The following is a 13,734-nucleotide window of genomic DNA, read 5'->3' as shown; positions in this document are numbered from 1 at the left end:
GTAAGATGACGTTCGGACATCTCCTGTCGGCAGCAACGATCATCATTTGGGGGACCACCTTTGTCTCCACTAAAATCTTGCTGACCGACTTTCTTCCCATAGAGATTCTTTTTTTCCGCTTTACCCTTGGATTCGTCTTTCTCCTCCTGCTCTACCCGTATCCCGTCAAAAGCAAGTCTTGGAGCGAGGAACTGCTGTTCGTTGCGGCTGGACTTTGCGGCGTAACATTATATTTCCTTCTGGAAAACGTCGCATTGACCTATACGCTGGCCGCCAATGTCGGCGTCATCGTATCGATCGTACCTTTTTTTACGGCGGTATTGGCTCACTTTTTGTTAAAAGACGAACCCTTAACCGGGCCATTTATAGCGGGTTTCGGCATTGCCCTGACGGGGATCGCATTCATCATGTTCAACGGCCGTTTCCTGCTGCAGGTACATCCGATCGGCGACCTTTTGGCTCTGCTCGCTTCGGCGGTCTGGGCGGTGTATTCAGTCATCATGCGGAAAATCAGCGAATTGAAGCACCCCACAATCGGCGCCACGCGTAAAGTTTTTTTCTACGGCCTGCTATTTATGCTGCCCTTGCTGAGACCGTTCGAATTCAAGTTTGGGATGCAGCGTTTTCTGGATCTGTCGATACTTGCCAACTTTCTATTCTTGGGTCTGGGGGCATCCGCTTTGTGCTTCGTCACCTGGAACTTGGCGGTCGGCATTCTTGGGGCGGTGAAAACGAGCGTATACATTTATATCGTTCCCGTGATCACCGTGGCAGCTTCAGCGCTTTTTTTACACGAAGAAATCACCTGGGCCACGATCATCGGAACTTTGCTGGCCTTGGTTGGCTCCTATATTTCGGAGCGGAAACCGGCGCCCAAACTGAATGAATGCAATCGGACTTAATCAGGCATGCCACAAATAATACAGGCTTATCTTTTAGCGATAAGCCTGTGAAGTTTCAATCGAACTTGATATTATTTTTGATAATGCAATCCGATTACAGCGCTTCCAGTTCCCGGGCGAGCGTTTCCTCGTCTGTGACCAGGATTTGCTCCGAGTTTCTCCATACTAAATCCACATCGGAATGAGAGATGACCACTTTGGGAATTTCGTTCATCCGCCGCGCTATCGCCCGTTCCAGATCATTGGACGAATTTTCCGCCTGCTGCCAATACTCGGCCAGTGAGGCGTAACTATTTTTCCCCACCATGATTGTGTCTACCGTATTGTAATACTCCAAATAATCCTCTAAAATCTCTTCGCTCAGCATCATCCACAGGTGTTCATCCGATACCACGCTATCCAGCGACAGCTGCATAGTTAAAATGATCTTCCCGATCTCTTGCGATCAACTCCCCAACTTAAAGTAATATCTGCGGAATACTATATCATCTCTCTCGTTCGAGCGTTTCTCACAAATTGCTGACTTGGGGCGTTCATTGGTGCGGAACGATGAGCCGCAGTAACATGCCGACCTGTGGAATGCGGTAACCTCCGGCTTGCTGGATATTTAAAACCATCAATCCGTTTAAGAACCGACAAATAGCAGGAAATCAGCTCATCAAGCTCGTCCGCCGCAACTTACAGTAACTTTCAGTGTTTGTCAACTTCTAATCTTAAAGGAAAACTGGCCGCAAAGGGAACGCCCCTAATGCCGCCAGTTCTGCTCTTACTAATGTTTATTATTGGGATTCATCAAATCTTGAAGGTAAGCATCCAAGCGATCGAACCTCTCGTTCCATATATGACGATAGGAATCCAGCCATTCGTCCATTTCCTGAAAAGGCTCCGGCCGCAGCTGATAAATCCGGCGATTCGCGTCTGCCTGCATATCCACGATTCCTGCATCAAGAAGCACGCGGAGATGCTTGGATACTTGAGGCTGCCGCAGCTGAAGGCGATCGGTTATTCCCCCGACAGTAAGGGGGCCTTCACGCAGTAATTCAACAATGTGTAAACGGTTAGATTCGGCAAGTGCGCTTAATACCGCTGTGTCCATATGATTCTATTTCCCATACAGCACGTTTCTTTTCTTAAAATAAAAGGTGGTCATTTCTCTAGTTATCACCGACTCGGGCTTCTTTCAAGACCCGAAATCGCACTGTATGGCTACCTCCTAACTCCAATATTTTATTGCATCAGTCGCTTAAAATATACATAAAACAGAATATTCCTGTCAAGGAATGGACGCTCATTGGAGGCTTTAGCTTTATGCTGTGAATGTCTCGATATGCAAAAAGTCCTCAGGATGAATCTCCAGAGGACTTCCAATACGTTATTGATGCCGGTGAGAGGACTCGAACCTCCACGGTTTCCCTCACGATTTTGAGTCGCGCGCGTCTGCCAATTCCGCCACACCGGCAAATATAAAATATATACAAAGTGCGGAAGACCAGACTTGAACTGGTACGGTAGTCACCTACCGCAGGATTTTAAGTCCTGTGCGTCTGCCGATTCCGCCACTCCCGCAAATAAAAATATGGAGGCGCCACCCAGATTCGAACTGGGGATAAAGCTTTTGCAGAGCTGTGCCTTACCACTTGGCTATGGCGCCAAAGATAAAAATGGAGCGGACGACGGGAATCGAACCCGCGACCCTCGCCTTGGCAAGGCGATGCTCTACCGCTGAGCCACGTCCGCTTATAAATGGCTGGGGATATAGGATTCGAACCTATGCATGACGGAGTCAAAGTCCGTTGCCTTACCGCTTGGCTAATCCCCAATAAAGTTGAAATATGGGGCGATCGATGGGGATCGAACCCACGAATGCCGGAGCCACAATCCGGTGCGTTAACCACTTCGCCACGACCGCCATATTATTCAAGTTTCAAAACTGGCAGGGGCAGCAGGAATTGAACCCACACTAACGGTTTTGGAGACCGCTGTTCTACCTTTAAACTATGCCCCTATTAGATAAAACTGGTGGAGGCTGATGGATTCGAACCACCGAACTCGTCAGAGAACAGATTTACAGTCTGCTGCGTTTGGCCACTTCGCTAAGCCTCCACGTGGTGCCGGCGAGAGGACTTGAACCCCCAACCTACTGATTACAAGTCAGTTGCTCTACCAATTGAGCTACACCGGCTTTTAATTTTTGTTTTTTAATGGTGGCTCGGGACGGAATCGAACCGCCGACACGAGGATTTTCAGTCCTCTGCTCTACCGACTGAGCTACCGAGCCTTGCAATTAGTTATAAATGGCGGAGCCGACGGGATTCGAACCCGCGGTCTCCTGCGTGACAGGCAGGCATGTTAGGCCTCTACACCACGGCTCCACACTGATAAATTGCCAACTCCACAAACCGATTCGAGCAAGCCTAAGCTCCTCATTACTAATTATGGAGTTAATTGCGGGGGCAGGATTTGAACCTGCGGCCTTCGGGTTATGAGCCCGACGAGCTACCGGGCTGCTCCACCCCGCGTCGTTATATACAATATGGTGGAGGCTGAGGGGATCGAACCCCCGACCCTCTGCTTGTAAGGCAGATGCTCTCCCAGCTGAGCTAAGCCTCCATGGAAAAGACAAATCTTATTGTACCAGATAACATAGCAACAAATCAAGTACTTCTGTAAATAAACCTCTTCCCAAGGGGTTCTTAACCCCATTTGAAACATATTAAGAAAGCAATGACCCGTAGGGGATTCGAACCCCTGTTACCTCCGTGAAAGGGAGGTGTCTTAACCCCTTGACCAACGGGCCGTATGATTTATGCCGGGCCCCCGAAAAGTAATCGGAAACTCCATCATAGCCATAACTTCACTTTTTGGGTGTTATGGCGGAGAGAGAGGGATTCGAACCCTCGAGACGCTTGTGACGCCTACACGATTTCCAATCGTGCTCCTTCGGCCAACTCGGACACCTCTCCACGTGTTTTTGGGCCCCCAGAAAGTAATCGGTATAAGTTTAGAAGCAAACCCACACTTTCTGGGGACTATGACTCCCCGAACAGGACTCGAACCTGTGACAACTCGATTAACAGTCGAGTGCTCTACCGACTGAGCTATCAGGGAACATTAATTAAGTTTTCAAGGCGTTAATCCTTGAAAACTGGATACGAAACTTGATTTGCGTGTTAGCCCCTATTCAGTTCCCGGGGTCCCCGAAAAGTAATCGGAATTACCTACGAAGCCTCGCGTCACTTTTTGGGGTATATTTTTGGGCCCCGCCAAAGTACTCGGACTCAGCTTCGAAGCTTCACGTCACTTTGGTGGGTAGAGTTTTGGATAAGCCCTCGACCGATTAGTACCTGTCAGCTCCATGCATTGCTGCACTTCCACCTCAGGCCTATCAACCTCGTCGTCTTCAAGGGGTCTTACTAATTGGGAAATCTCATCTTGAGGGGGGCTTCACGCTTAGATGCTTTCAGCGCTTATCCCGTCCGCACTTAGCTACCCAGCTGTGCTCCTGGCGGAACAACTGGTACACCAGCGGTGCGTCCATCCCGGTCCTCTCGTACTAAGGACAGCTCCTCTCAAATTTCCTGCGCCCACGACAGATAGGGACCGAACTGTCTCACGACGTTCTGAACCCAGCTCGCGTACCGCTTTAATGGGCGAACAGCCCAACCCTTGGGACCTACTTCAGCCCCAGGATGCGATGAGCCGACATCGAGGTGCCAAACCTCCCCGTCGATGTGGACTCTTGGGGGAGATAAGCCTGTTATCCCCAGGGTAGCTTTTATCCGTTGAGCGATGGCCCTTCCATGCGGTACCACCGGATCACTAAGCCCGACTTTCGTCCCTGCTCGACTTGTCAGTCTCGCAGTCAAGCTCCCTTTTGCCTTTGCACTCTGCGAATGATTTCCAACCATTCTGAGGGAACCTTGGGGCGCCTCCGTTACTCTTTAGGAGGCGACCGCCCCAGTCAAACTGCCCGCCTGACACGGTCCCCGTACCGGATCACGGTACCGGGTTAGAACTCCGATACGATCAGGGTGGTATCCCAACGGCGCCTCCATGGAAGCTTGCGCTCCCACTTCTTAGGCTCCCACCTATCCTGTACAAATCGTATCAAAGTCCAATATCAAGCTGCAGTAAAGCTCCATGGGGTCTTTCCGTCTTGTCGCGGGTAACCTGCATCTTCACAGGTATTAAAATTTCACCGGATCTCTCGTTGAGACAGCGCCCAAGTCGTTACGCCATTCGTGCGGGTCAGAATTTACCTGACAAGGAATTTCGCTACCTTAGGACCGTTATAGTTACGGCCGCCGTTTACTGGGGCTTCGGTTCACAGCTTCGGATTACTCCTAACCGCTCCCCTTAACCTTCCAGCACCGGGCAGGCGTCAGCCCGTATACTTCGCCTTGCGGCTTCGCACAGACCTGTGTTTTTGCTAAACAGTCGCTTGGGCCTTTTCACTGCGGCCCCCTCGGGCTATAAACCCTACCGGGGCACCCCTTCTCCCGAAGTTACGGGGTCATTTTGCCGAGTTCCTTAACGAGAGTTCTTCCGCGCGCCTTAGAATTCTCTTCTCGCCTACCTGTGTCGGTTTGCGGTACGGGCACCTTCTCCTGGCTAGAGGCTTTTCTCGGCAGTGTGAGATCATGACCTTCGGTACTGTAAATTTTCCCTCCCCATCACAGCCCAGCCTTACGGTGTGCGGATTTGCCTACACACCAGCCTCACTGCTTGGACGGGGCATTCCATCGCCCCGCGTCACTACCCTCCTGCGTCACCCCATCGCTCATAGCGGATTACGGTGGTACAGGAATTTCAACCTGTTGTCCTTCGACTACGCCTTTCGGCCTCGCCTTAGGTCCCGACTTACCCTGAGCGGACGAACCTTCCTCAGGAACCCTTAGGCTTTCGGCGGATCAGATTCTCACTGATCTTTTCGTTACTCATACCGGCATTCTCACTTGTGTACTCTCCAGCGCTCCTTACGGTACACCTTCAACGCATACACAACGCTCCCCTACCCCCGAATCGACTTCACTCCTGCTTCGAAGTCCTGTGTTTAACCCCGAGGTGCATTTGGCCGAAACCTTTGAACAATATTCATCGGTTGCTTTCGGCAAAAATGTACCTGGTTATCACCGCCTCAAAGAAGCAGTGAAGTCGATTCAAGCCATAGCTTCGGTGGTGTGTTTAGCCCCGTTACATTTTCGGCGCAGAGTCACTCGACCAGTGAGCTATTACGCACTCTTTAAATGGTGGCTGCTTCTAAGCCAACATCCTGGTTGTCTGTGCAACTCCACATCCTTTCCCACTTAACACACACTTGGGGACCTTAGCTGATGGTCTGGGCTGTTTCCCTTTTGACAATGGATCTTAGCACTCACTGTCTGACTCCCGGCGAATCAGTCTATGGCATTCGGAGTTTGACTGAGCTTGGTAACCCTTGCGGGCCCCGCACCCAATCAGTGCTCTACCTCCACGACTGTCACACCGAGGCTAGCCCTAAAGCTATTTCGGGGAGAACCAGCTATCTCCGAGTTCGATTGGAATTTCTCCGCTACCCCCACCTCATCCCCGCACTTTTCAACGTACGTGGGTTCGGGCCTCCAGTGCGTGTTACCGCACCTTCACCCTGGACAGGGGTAGATCACACGGTTTCGGGTCTACGCCTGCAAACTAAATTCGCCCTATTCAGACTCGCTTTCGCTGCGGCTCCGCTTTCTCAGCTTAACCTTGCTTGCAAACGTAACTCGCCGGTTCATTCTACAAAAGGCACGCCATCACCCATATAGAGGGCTCTGACTTCTTGTAAGCACACGGTTTCAGGTTCTCTTTCACTCCCCTTCCGGGGTGCTTTTCACCTTTCCCTCACGGTACTGCTTCACTATCGGTCGCTAGGGAGTATTTAGCCTTACCAGATGGTCCTGGCAGATTCATACGGGGTTTCACGTGCCCCGCACTACTCGGGATCCGTCTCGGAGGGCGGAGACTTTCGATTACAGGGCTTTTACCTTCTCTGGCCGGCCTTTCCAGACCTGTTCGTCTAACCTCCGCCTTTGTAACTCCATGTGAGACGTCCCACAACCCCGAAGAGCAAGCTCTTCGGTTTAGGCTAATCCGCGTTCGCTCGCCGCTACTGACGGAATCACTTTTGTTTTCTCTTCCTCAGGGTACTTAGATGTTTCAGTTCCCCTGGTATGCCTCTTCACCACCTATGGATTCAGTGATGAGTGACTAGGTATTACCCTAGCCGGGTTTCCCCATTCGGACATCCCCGGATCGATGCTTGCTTACAGCTCCCCGAGGCAGTTTCGTTGTTCGCCACGTCCTTCTTCGGCTCCTAGCGCCTAGGCATCCTCCGTGTGCTCTTAGTAGCTTAACCATGATTTTTCCCGAAGAAAAAATATCAAACCACTAATATCTTCACTTGTGTTGACACAAGTTCAGCTAAAAGGATTGTTCTAAAACGCAAATTTCGTTTCGTTATCCAGTTTTCAAGGATCAAGTTTCTTCGCCGTTTTACCGGCGGAAGAATATCTTATCATCTCCTGCCTTACCGTTCAACCGGTAAGTGTTGGAAACAATAAAGTATGGTGGAGCCAAGGAGGATCGAACTCCTGACCTCCTGCTTGCAAGGCAGGCGCTCTCCCAGCTGAGCTATGGCCCCATAGATTTATCCCAAAATTAACACCTGCTGTGAAGGCGATTCCGAATGAATTATCGGCGACTTCTACCAAAAAATGCAGCACATGTTATGGGATTTATGGTGGGCCCTAGTGGACTCGAACCACCGACCTCACCCTTATCAGGGGTGCGCTCTAACCAACTGAGCTAAGGGCCCATAACAATATTTATTTATGCACCCAAAAATGGGCTGCGCTTGGCGACGTCCTACTCTCCCAGGACCCTTCGGTCCAAGTACCATCGGCGCTGGAGGGCTTAACGGTCGTGTTCGGGATGGGTACGCGTGGAACCCCTCCGCCATCATCACCAAACGCATGAGAGTTTGAACTCTCAAAACTGACCAACGAGTGAGTAAGTTCGCTAACCTAAGTTAGCTATTTGAATGCTTCCATCGCAGGAAGCGATTCTCCATAGAAAGGAGGTGATCCAGCCGCACCTTCCGATACGGCTACCTTGTTACGACTTCACCCCAATCATCTACCCCACCTTCGGCGGCTGGCCCCTTGCGGTTACCTCACCGACTTCGGGTGTTGTAAACTCTCGTGGTGTGACGGGCGGTGTGTACAAGACCCGGGAACGTATTCACCGCGGCATGCTGATCCGCGATTACTAGCAATTCCGACTTCATGCAGGCGAGTTGCAGCCTGCAATCCGAACTGAGACCGGCTTTTCTAGGATTCGCTCCATCTCACGACTTCGCTTCCCGTTGTACCGGCCATTGTAGTACGTGTGTAGCCCAGGTCATAAGGGGCATGATGATTTGACGTCATCCCCACCTTCCTCCGGTTTGTCACCGGCAGTCACTCTAGAGTGCCCACCATTACATGCTGGCAACTAAAGTCAAGGGTTGCGCTCGTTGCGGGACTTAACCCAACATCTCACGACACGAGCTGACGACAACCATGCACCACCTGTCTCCTCTGTCCCGAAGGAAAGCCATATCTCTACAGCGGTCAGAGGGATGTCAAGACCTGGTAAGGTTCTTCGCGTTGCTTCGAATTAAACCACATACTCCACTGCTTGTGCGGGTCCCCGTCAATTCCTTTGAGTTTCAGCCTTGCGGCCGTACTCCCCAGGCGGAGTGCTTAATGTGTTTACTTCGGCACCAAGGGTATCGAAACCCCTAACACCTAGCACTCATCGTTTACGGCGTGGACTACCAGGGTATCTAATCCTGTTTGCTCCCCACGCTTTCGCGCCTCAGCGTCAGTTACAGCCCAGAGAGTCGCCTTCGCCACTGGTGTTCCTCCACATCTCTACGCATTTCACCGCTACACGTGGAATTCCACTCTCCTCTTCTGCACTCAAGCCATCCAGTTTCCAGTGCGACCCGGAGTTGAGCCCCAGGATTATACACCAGACTTAAACAGCCGCCTGCGCTTTACGCCCAATAATTCCGGACAACGCTTGCCCCCTACGTATTACCGCGGCTGCTGGCACGTAGTTAGCCGGGGCTTTCTTCTCAGGTACCGTCACTCTCCTGGCAGTTACTCCAGAAGACGTTCTTCCCTGGCAACAGAGCTTTACGATCCGAAAACCTTCATCACTCACGCGGCGTTGCTCCGTCAGACTTTCGTCCATTGCGGAAGATTCCCTACTGCTGCCTCCCGTAGGAGTCTGGGCCGTGTCTCAGTCCCAGTGTGGCCGTTCACCCTCTCAGGTCGGCTACGCATCGTCGCCTTGGTGAGCCGTTACCCCACCAACTAGCTAATGCGCCGCAGGCCCATCCGTAAGTGACAGCCCTGAATAAATTCAGAACCGCCTTTCCCAAGCCTCCCATGCGGAAGACTTGATTATCCGGTATTAGCTACCGTTTCCGGTAGTTATCCCGGTCTTACGGGCAGGTTGCCTACGTGTTACTCACCCGTCCGCCGCTAACCGTCAGGAGTGCAAGCACTCCATCAGGTCCGCTCGACTTGCATGTATTAGGCACGCCGCCAGCGTTCGTCCTGAGCCAGGATCAAACTCTCCAATAAAGGTTGTTTGACTTGCTCATTTAGAAAAACTGACGAGAATTTTAATTCTCATTTAATACTCACTCGTTGTTCAGTTTTCAAAGATCAAACCATTCATGATGATATTCAATTCGGCATAACGCCGAGCTCAATCTCATCTTATTTTGTCGCTAATTTCATTTCAGCAGCGACCTTTTTAATATATCACATCAGCCTTTATTAAGTCAAGAAGTTTTTTTAAAGAAATCTTCGGCATAATGCCGATTGACGCTTCAAAACTTCGTTGCCTTTTTAAGGGCGAGATATAATGTATCACAGATTCAAGCCAGGAGTCAACCCCCTAAGTTGCAGGAATTATATAGGAACTTCAAACGGCCTTTTTAAACCCAATACCGCAATTCGCGTTGTTCCCCTTTGCTTTCTTTTTGGGTCTTGGCGGACTCCTTTATCAGCCCCCTATACACCAATCTTCGAAGCACGAGGGGAAGTTCGTCCTTCACATGAACAAGTTCGGGAAGCTGCATCAGTTCCTGAATGCTCCAGGCTTCCTTGCGGCTGCCTAATATGCGCAAGAGCGGCGAACAGCAGCTTTCCATTTTGCTTGTCAAAGAGAACTCGCAAGCTAGCAGAACGAGTTGGATGCGCTGCTCCAGCGTCTCCGAATTATCCGTCAGCTCGTCGAACAATTTGTAAACGACCGAGTTTAAGGACCGCACCTGTTCCCACACCCGGCTCTCCGGCAGTATCCCCTGCTCGATCAGCTCGATCCGGGCATAATGCTTGAGCGCCTGCAGCACGCTGTAATACGCATCCAGCAAGTCCTGGGCCGCGGTGAGCTTCTTGGCTTCGCTGTACATCATAAGGAATTTCGCGAACTCTTTCAATTTGCGCTTTTCCCTAATGCCGTCTTCAAACTGATTGATATATGAACGGAAAGCCGCCAATTCCCCGGCAATGTCCCAAATAATCTCCCCATGCAAAAAGGATTTGACCAGTTCCCGGTTATCTCCGGCAATGACCCAATCTTCAATGTCGCCGCAATCGAGATGCAAAAGCTGATAATGAGCGTCACCGCTTAGGCAATGCTCGACCCGAATCCCTCGCTCCTCCAATCCATGATGCACCACCAGGATCAGAAACTCGAAATCGTGCAGCAGCGTGTCGTGAGAACTTCCGTTGTCCTGGCGGTATCCGATCGCTCCGATCGCCTGACGGCCGGCCTTCTCTTCGTCCATTATCGAAAAAATGGTTGGTTCCACGAATAGCCTCCCACCTTGGCGTATTCCTGCCAATTCGTTATAATATAGTTCTACGCCTAGTTAAAGTTTCCTTCTTGCATTTTTTTGGCTGGCGAAGGTTTTGGACAGGAGCGCGCCGGACACAGATACCGGAGCAGTTTATAAGGAATCGAGGTTTGCCCGATGTTTTTTAAATCAAGTAAAATCAATGAATTCCGGCTTTGGGGTTTGCTGCTGACCATGCTTGGCATGGGTTTGATGGTGCTTGGGACCGCGGGGATCGTATTTTGGGGACAATCCGGCAAAATCGTCGCCGGCATCGGCCTGGTCATCGGGTTAATTTCGATGCTGGGCAGCCTGGCGGTCTATTTTTGGGCCGGCATGCTGTCGACCTCGGCCGTTCAACTGGAATGTCCGGAATGCCATAAATTAACCAAAATGCTCGGGAAAACCGACCGCTGTATGTTCTGCAAAACGATGCTTACCCTTGACCCGGCCAAGGCCAATATCACGGCGGACCAACTTGAGCAGCAAGGAACCGCCACTACGGCCAAAAACGGATAGAATTAAGTGCAAAAAAGCGGATCGCCCCCCCCAAGCGATCCGCTTTTTTGCTATAAACTATTCTATGATTCCACTAAGCACATCCCAGGCCTCATCCGAAGCAAAACTTCGGTTCCAGGCGGCGATGCCCGCCAGATCAAGCGATTTGGCCAGCTCCACGCGCCGGGCCAGAGACGTTGCATCCTCCAGCCATATTCGGTGCAGACCTTCCTTATCGCTGTACTCCACATAATTCTGCCCGGTTTCTTCGGCCAGACGAGGCTTCAGCTTCTTTTCGGCGATAATTTCCTGAGCCCGCTTCATGCCGATCGCTTTCGAGCTGACTTCCGTTTTGCCGTCTTTTTCGGTTTCCGTCCAGATCCGCGTATAGAGCGGAACGCCGAGGATCAGCTTCTCTGGAGGAACACCATCCTCCTGCAAAATCCGGGTCGCGGAGGATTCGGCCCACGGGAGCGAAGCAACCGAGCCGGAAACCGGGCTGGCCGCCCAATGCTCGTCATAAGCCATTAATATCATATAGTCCACGGCTTCCCCAAGCTTCGCGCGGTCCAGAAAAGCAGACCACATCTCGCTGTTCGATTTCGGGGTGACGTCGATCGAGACGATCAGTCCCTGCTCCTCGGCGAGCGGGCGCAGCTCGCGAACGAATTGGATCAGATTTTCCTTGTCCTCGGTATATACGTTTTCATAGTCGATATTAATTCCGTCCAGATCGTAAATTTGGGCGTAATGAAGCATTTGCAAAATGGTCGTCAGCCGCCGGTCGAAATTCGCCAGCGCTTCCGTCGTCCGGTCCGGATCAAAGCTGTTGCTGAACAGCCCCCACACCTGCATCCCTTGGGCATGAGCCCATTTCACATACGCGATGTCGGCCTTGCTTTGCACATTCCCTTCATTGTCCGCCAGCGAAAACCAGGTCGGGCTCACCACATTCACGCCCGGCAGCTTGCCGATGGAGGCGGGATTGGGTGCGACTTGATATACGGCCTCCCAGGTCATGCTGATCTTCTTGGACATGCGCTTTTGCTTGTCCGCAGAGAGCTCCAGCTTCAGTTCCGGAACCGTCCTCTTCTCCCCGACGAGCACGTTCTTATGGCGTACATATCCCGTATAGCCGTTGTTCATCTGGACATAATACCAATCATCGGCCGACTGCAGGATGCGCAGCTCGGTATCCGGCTTCATATCCGCCAGGATCGGCTGGTGAATGTTCGGCCCCGTGCGCAGCGGCACCGTGGCATCCTTGTCCCGCGATGACGTCTGCACGCTGGCCTGCTGCACGCTCTCCCCCGCTTTGGCCAGCAAGACGGCTCCCGATTCCGGGTCTTCCTGCACTTCGGCTCCGTAAATCTCCGCAAGCAGATGAGCCGGCAGGTACAGAACCCCGTCCTTCTCCTCCGGAGCAAACAGCAGCTCCGTCGGCTTGTTGTTGATTTTGGCGATCTTTTCATTCGCCTTAAGGAAAACCAGCTTCCGCGGCGTGGTCAGAATAACGGATTTCGTCCCCTCTTCATACCTAACATTCGGATCAATGGCCGATTGAATGACAGGGAGCGGCAGCTTCAAACCGTCCCCCTCACCCAAGGCCGAACCGTCCAACAGCTCCCCGCCGAGGAATATCGGTTTCTCCACCTTCCCGTACCATTCCGGGTTGACATGGCTGCGGTTAGGCAGCAATGCCGTAGCCGCCCAATAGATGCCTGCAATCACAATTACAAGTCCAAAGCACCATTTCAGCTTGCCGCCGCGTCTTTTTCTGCGATAAGTGCTTTTCCTGCTCCTCAATGCCCTACCTCCGCATACTAGATTTCCCCGCTGCTTGCTAAAAATAAAAACGTGAAGAATTCCCCAAGGAATCCCGCACGTTATACAAAACCCGCAGGCAAACAACTCGCTATATCAATGTTCCATCCGGCATTCGCTGCAAACACCGTACAGCTCCAGCCGATGGCCGCGGATTTGAAACCCGGTCGCTTCCTCCGCTTTGCGCTCCACATCCTCCAGCGAAGGGTAGCTGAAATCCTTGATTTTGCCGCATCGTTCGCAAATCACATGGTAATGGTCGGATACATCGGCATCAAAGCGGCTCGAATTGTCACCATAGGTCAGCTCGCGGACCATACCTGCTTCCATTAACATTTTCAAATTATTATATACCGTCGCCACGCTCATGTTCGGAAAACGGGGTTCCAAGGAGCGGTAGATTTCATCCGCAGTAGGATGGCTCAGCGATTCCATAAGATAAGTGAGTATGGCGTGACGCTGCGGCGTAATGCGGACACCGTTATTTTTCAGCTGCTCCAAAGCATGCTGTACGCGCGTTGTCAATAGGTCCACCGCCTTTAAATAAGCTCATTCCAGATCAAGCAACTTTCCAAGAATCTGTAATTTTATTGT

General features: G+C 51.6%; 7 protein-coding genes, 18 tRNA genes and 3 rRNA genes. 2 read left to right on the top strand and 26 right to left on the bottom strand.

Features of this window, described 5'->3' with window-relative positions:
* The first annotated feature begins 5 nt into the window (after positions 1 to 5).
* Entirely contained in the window at positions 6 to 902 is an 897-nt protein-coding gene (locus DYE26_RS28620; RefSeq protein ID WP_371861020.1) for a DMT family transporter, read from the top strand.
* Between the two features lie 94 nt (positions 903 to 996).
* Here DYE26_RS28620 and DYE26_RS28615 read toward each other — a convergent pair whose 3' ends face one another.
* From DYE26_RS28615 to DYE26_RS28500, 24 genes are all read right to left on the bottom strand, one after another.
* Positions 997 to 1,317, bottom strand: a complete 321-nt coding sequence (locus tag DYE26_RS28615) for a dihydrofolate reductase family protein (RefSeq protein ID WP_051985257.1) — start codon at positions 1,315 to 1,317, stop codon at positions 997 to 999.
* Positions 1,318 to 1,671: 354 nt separating this feature from the next.
* The gene (locus DYE26_RS28610; RefSeq protein ID WP_082207673.1) at positions 1,672 to 1,998 is read right to left on the bottom strand and encodes an ArsR/SmtB family transcription factor; all 327 of its coding nucleotides are present in this window, start codon (positions 1,996 to 1,998) and stop codon (positions 1,672 to 1,674) included.
* Between the two features lie 283 nt (positions 1,999 to 2,281).
* Positions 2,282 to 2,361, bottom strand: a tRNA-Leu gene (locus DYE26_RS28605).
* Positions 2,362 to 2,382: 21 nt separating this feature from the next.
* A tRNA-Leu gene (locus DYE26_RS28600) sits at positions 2,383 to 2,468 on the bottom strand.
* Positions 2,469 to 2,479: 11 nt separating this feature from the next.
* Positions 2,480 to 2,553 (bottom strand) — tRNA-Cys (locus DYE26_RS28595).
* Positions 2,554 to 2,564: 11 nt separating this feature from the next.
* Positions 2,565 to 2,639: transfer RNA gene (locus DYE26_RS28590), tRNA-Gly, on the bottom strand.
* Positions 2,640 to 2,646: 7 nt separating this feature from the next.
* Positions 2,647 to 2,721 (bottom strand) — tRNA-Gln (locus tag DYE26_RS28585).
* Between the two features lie 14 nt (positions 2,722 to 2,735).
* Positions 2,736 to 2,811: transfer RNA gene (locus DYE26_RS28580), tRNA-His, on the bottom strand.
* 22 nt (positions 2,812 to 2,833) lie between these two features.
* A tRNA-Trp gene (locus tag DYE26_RS28575) sits at positions 2,834 to 2,907 on the bottom strand.
* 12 nt (positions 2,908 to 2,919) lie between these two features.
* Positions 2,920 to 3,005, bottom strand: a tRNA-Tyr gene (locus tag DYE26_RS28570).
* A 3-nt stretch (positions 3,006 to 3,008) separates the two neighbouring features.
* Positions 3,009 to 3,084, bottom strand: a tRNA-Thr gene (locus tag DYE26_RS28565).
* Between the two features lie 20 nt (positions 3,085 to 3,104).
* Positions 3,105 to 3,180, bottom strand: a tRNA-Phe gene (locus DYE26_RS28560).
* A gap of 17 nt (positions 3,181 to 3,197) precedes the next feature.
* Positions 3,198 to 3,274: transfer RNA gene (locus tag DYE26_RS28555), tRNA-Asp, on the bottom strand.
* A 73-nt stretch (positions 3,275 to 3,347) separates the two neighbouring features.
* Positions 3,348 to 3,421, bottom strand: a tRNA-Met gene (locus DYE26_RS28550).
* Between the two features lie 15 nt (positions 3,422 to 3,436).
* Positions 3,437 to 3,512, bottom strand: a tRNA-Val gene (locus tag DYE26_RS28545).
* Positions 3,513 to 3,627: 115 nt separating this feature from the next.
* Positions 3,628 to 3,699, bottom strand: a tRNA-Glu gene (locus tag DYE26_RS28540).
* A 74-nt stretch (positions 3,700 to 3,773) separates the two neighbouring features.
* A tRNA-Ser gene (locus tag DYE26_RS28535) sits at positions 3,774 to 3,865 on the bottom strand.
* Between the two features lie 72 nt (positions 3,866 to 3,937).
* Positions 3,938 to 4,010, bottom strand: a tRNA-Asn gene (locus tag DYE26_RS28530).
* Between the two features lie 209 nt (positions 4,011 to 4,219).
* Positions 4,220 to 7,278 (bottom strand): 23S ribosomal RNA (locus DYE26_RS28525).
* Positions 7,279 to 7,487: 209 nt separating this feature from the next.
* A tRNA-Ala gene (locus DYE26_RS28520) sits at positions 7,488 to 7,563 on the bottom strand.
* Positions 7,564 to 7,660: 97 nt separating this feature from the next.
* A tRNA-Ile gene (locus tag DYE26_RS28515) sits at positions 7,661 to 7,737 on the bottom strand.
* A gap of 37 nt (positions 7,738 to 7,774) precedes the next feature.
* A 5S ribosomal RNA gene (gene rrf, locus DYE26_RS28510) occupies positions 7,775 to 7,891 on the bottom strand.
* Positions 7,892 to 7,994: 103 nt separating this feature from the next.
* Positions 7,995 to 9,556 (bottom strand): 16S ribosomal RNA (locus DYE26_RS28505).
* Together the 16S, 23S and 5S rRNA genes with 18 tRNA genes alongside form the textbook arrangement of a ribosomal RNA operon.
* A 359-nt stretch (positions 9,557 to 9,915) precedes the next feature.
* Positions 9,916 to 10,794 (bottom strand): nucleotidyltransferase-like protein, encoded by an 879-nt coding sequence (locus DYE26_RS28500; protein ID WP_051985256.1) that lies wholly within the window; start codon positions 10,792 to 10,794, stop codon positions 9,916 to 9,918.
* A gap of 162 nt (positions 10,795 to 10,956) precedes the next feature.
* On the opposite strand from DYE26_RS28500, the gene DYE26_RS28495 reads away from it, so the two are divergent.
* Positions 10,957 to 11,337 carry a DUF2614 family zinc ribbon-containing protein gene (locus DYE26_RS28495; RefSeq protein ID WP_036619754.1) on the top strand — a complete coding sequence of 127 codons (381 nt, stop codon included), beginning with the start codon at positions 10,957 to 10,959 and terminating at the stop codon, positions 11,335 to 11,337.
* Between the two features lie 57 nt (positions 11,338 to 11,394).
* On the opposite strand, the gene DYE26_RS28490 is transcribed toward DYE26_RS28495, so the two are convergent.
* Positions 11,395 to 13,122: a glycosyl hydrolase family 18 protein gene (locus DYE26_RS28490; RefSeq protein ID WP_036619753.1), complete on the bottom strand. Its 1,728-nt coding sequence runs from the start codon at positions 13,120 to 13,122 to the stop codon at positions 11,395 to 11,397.
* Between the two features lie 114 nt (positions 13,123 to 13,236).
* Positions 13,237 to 13,665: a peroxide-responsive transcriptional repressor PerR gene (perR, locus tag DYE26_RS28485; protein ID WP_036619751.1), complete on the bottom strand. Its 429-nt coding sequence runs from the start codon at positions 13,663 to 13,665 to the stop codon at positions 13,237 to 13,239.
* Positions 13,666 to 13,734: the final 69 nt, after the last annotated feature.

Origin of the sequence: Paenibacillus macerans, assembly GCF_900454495.1 — a bacterium.
GTDB classification, from domain to species: Bacteria; Bacillota; Bacilli; order Paenibacillales; family Paenibacillaceae; genus Fontibacillus; species Fontibacillus macerans.
This window is presented reverse-complemented; position numbering and strand designations above follow the sequence as displayed.

Coding starts and splice junctions, on each gene's coding strand:
- DYE26_RS28610 (WP_082207673.1), bottom strand. CDS start 1,998: ATGGACACAGCGGTATTAAGCGCACTTGCCGAATCTAACCGTTTACAC.
- DYE26_RS28615 (WP_051985257.1), bottom strand. CDS start 1,317: ATGCAGCTGTCGCTGGATAGCGTGGTATCGGATGAACACCTGTGGATG.
- DYE26_RS28495 (WP_036619754.1), top strand. CDS start 10,957: ATGTTTTTTAAATCAAGTAAAATCAATGAATTCCGGCTTTGGGGTTTG.
- DYE26_RS28620 (WP_371861020.1), top strand. CDS start 6: ATGACGTTCGGACATCTCCTGTCGGCAGCAACGATCATCATTTGGGGG.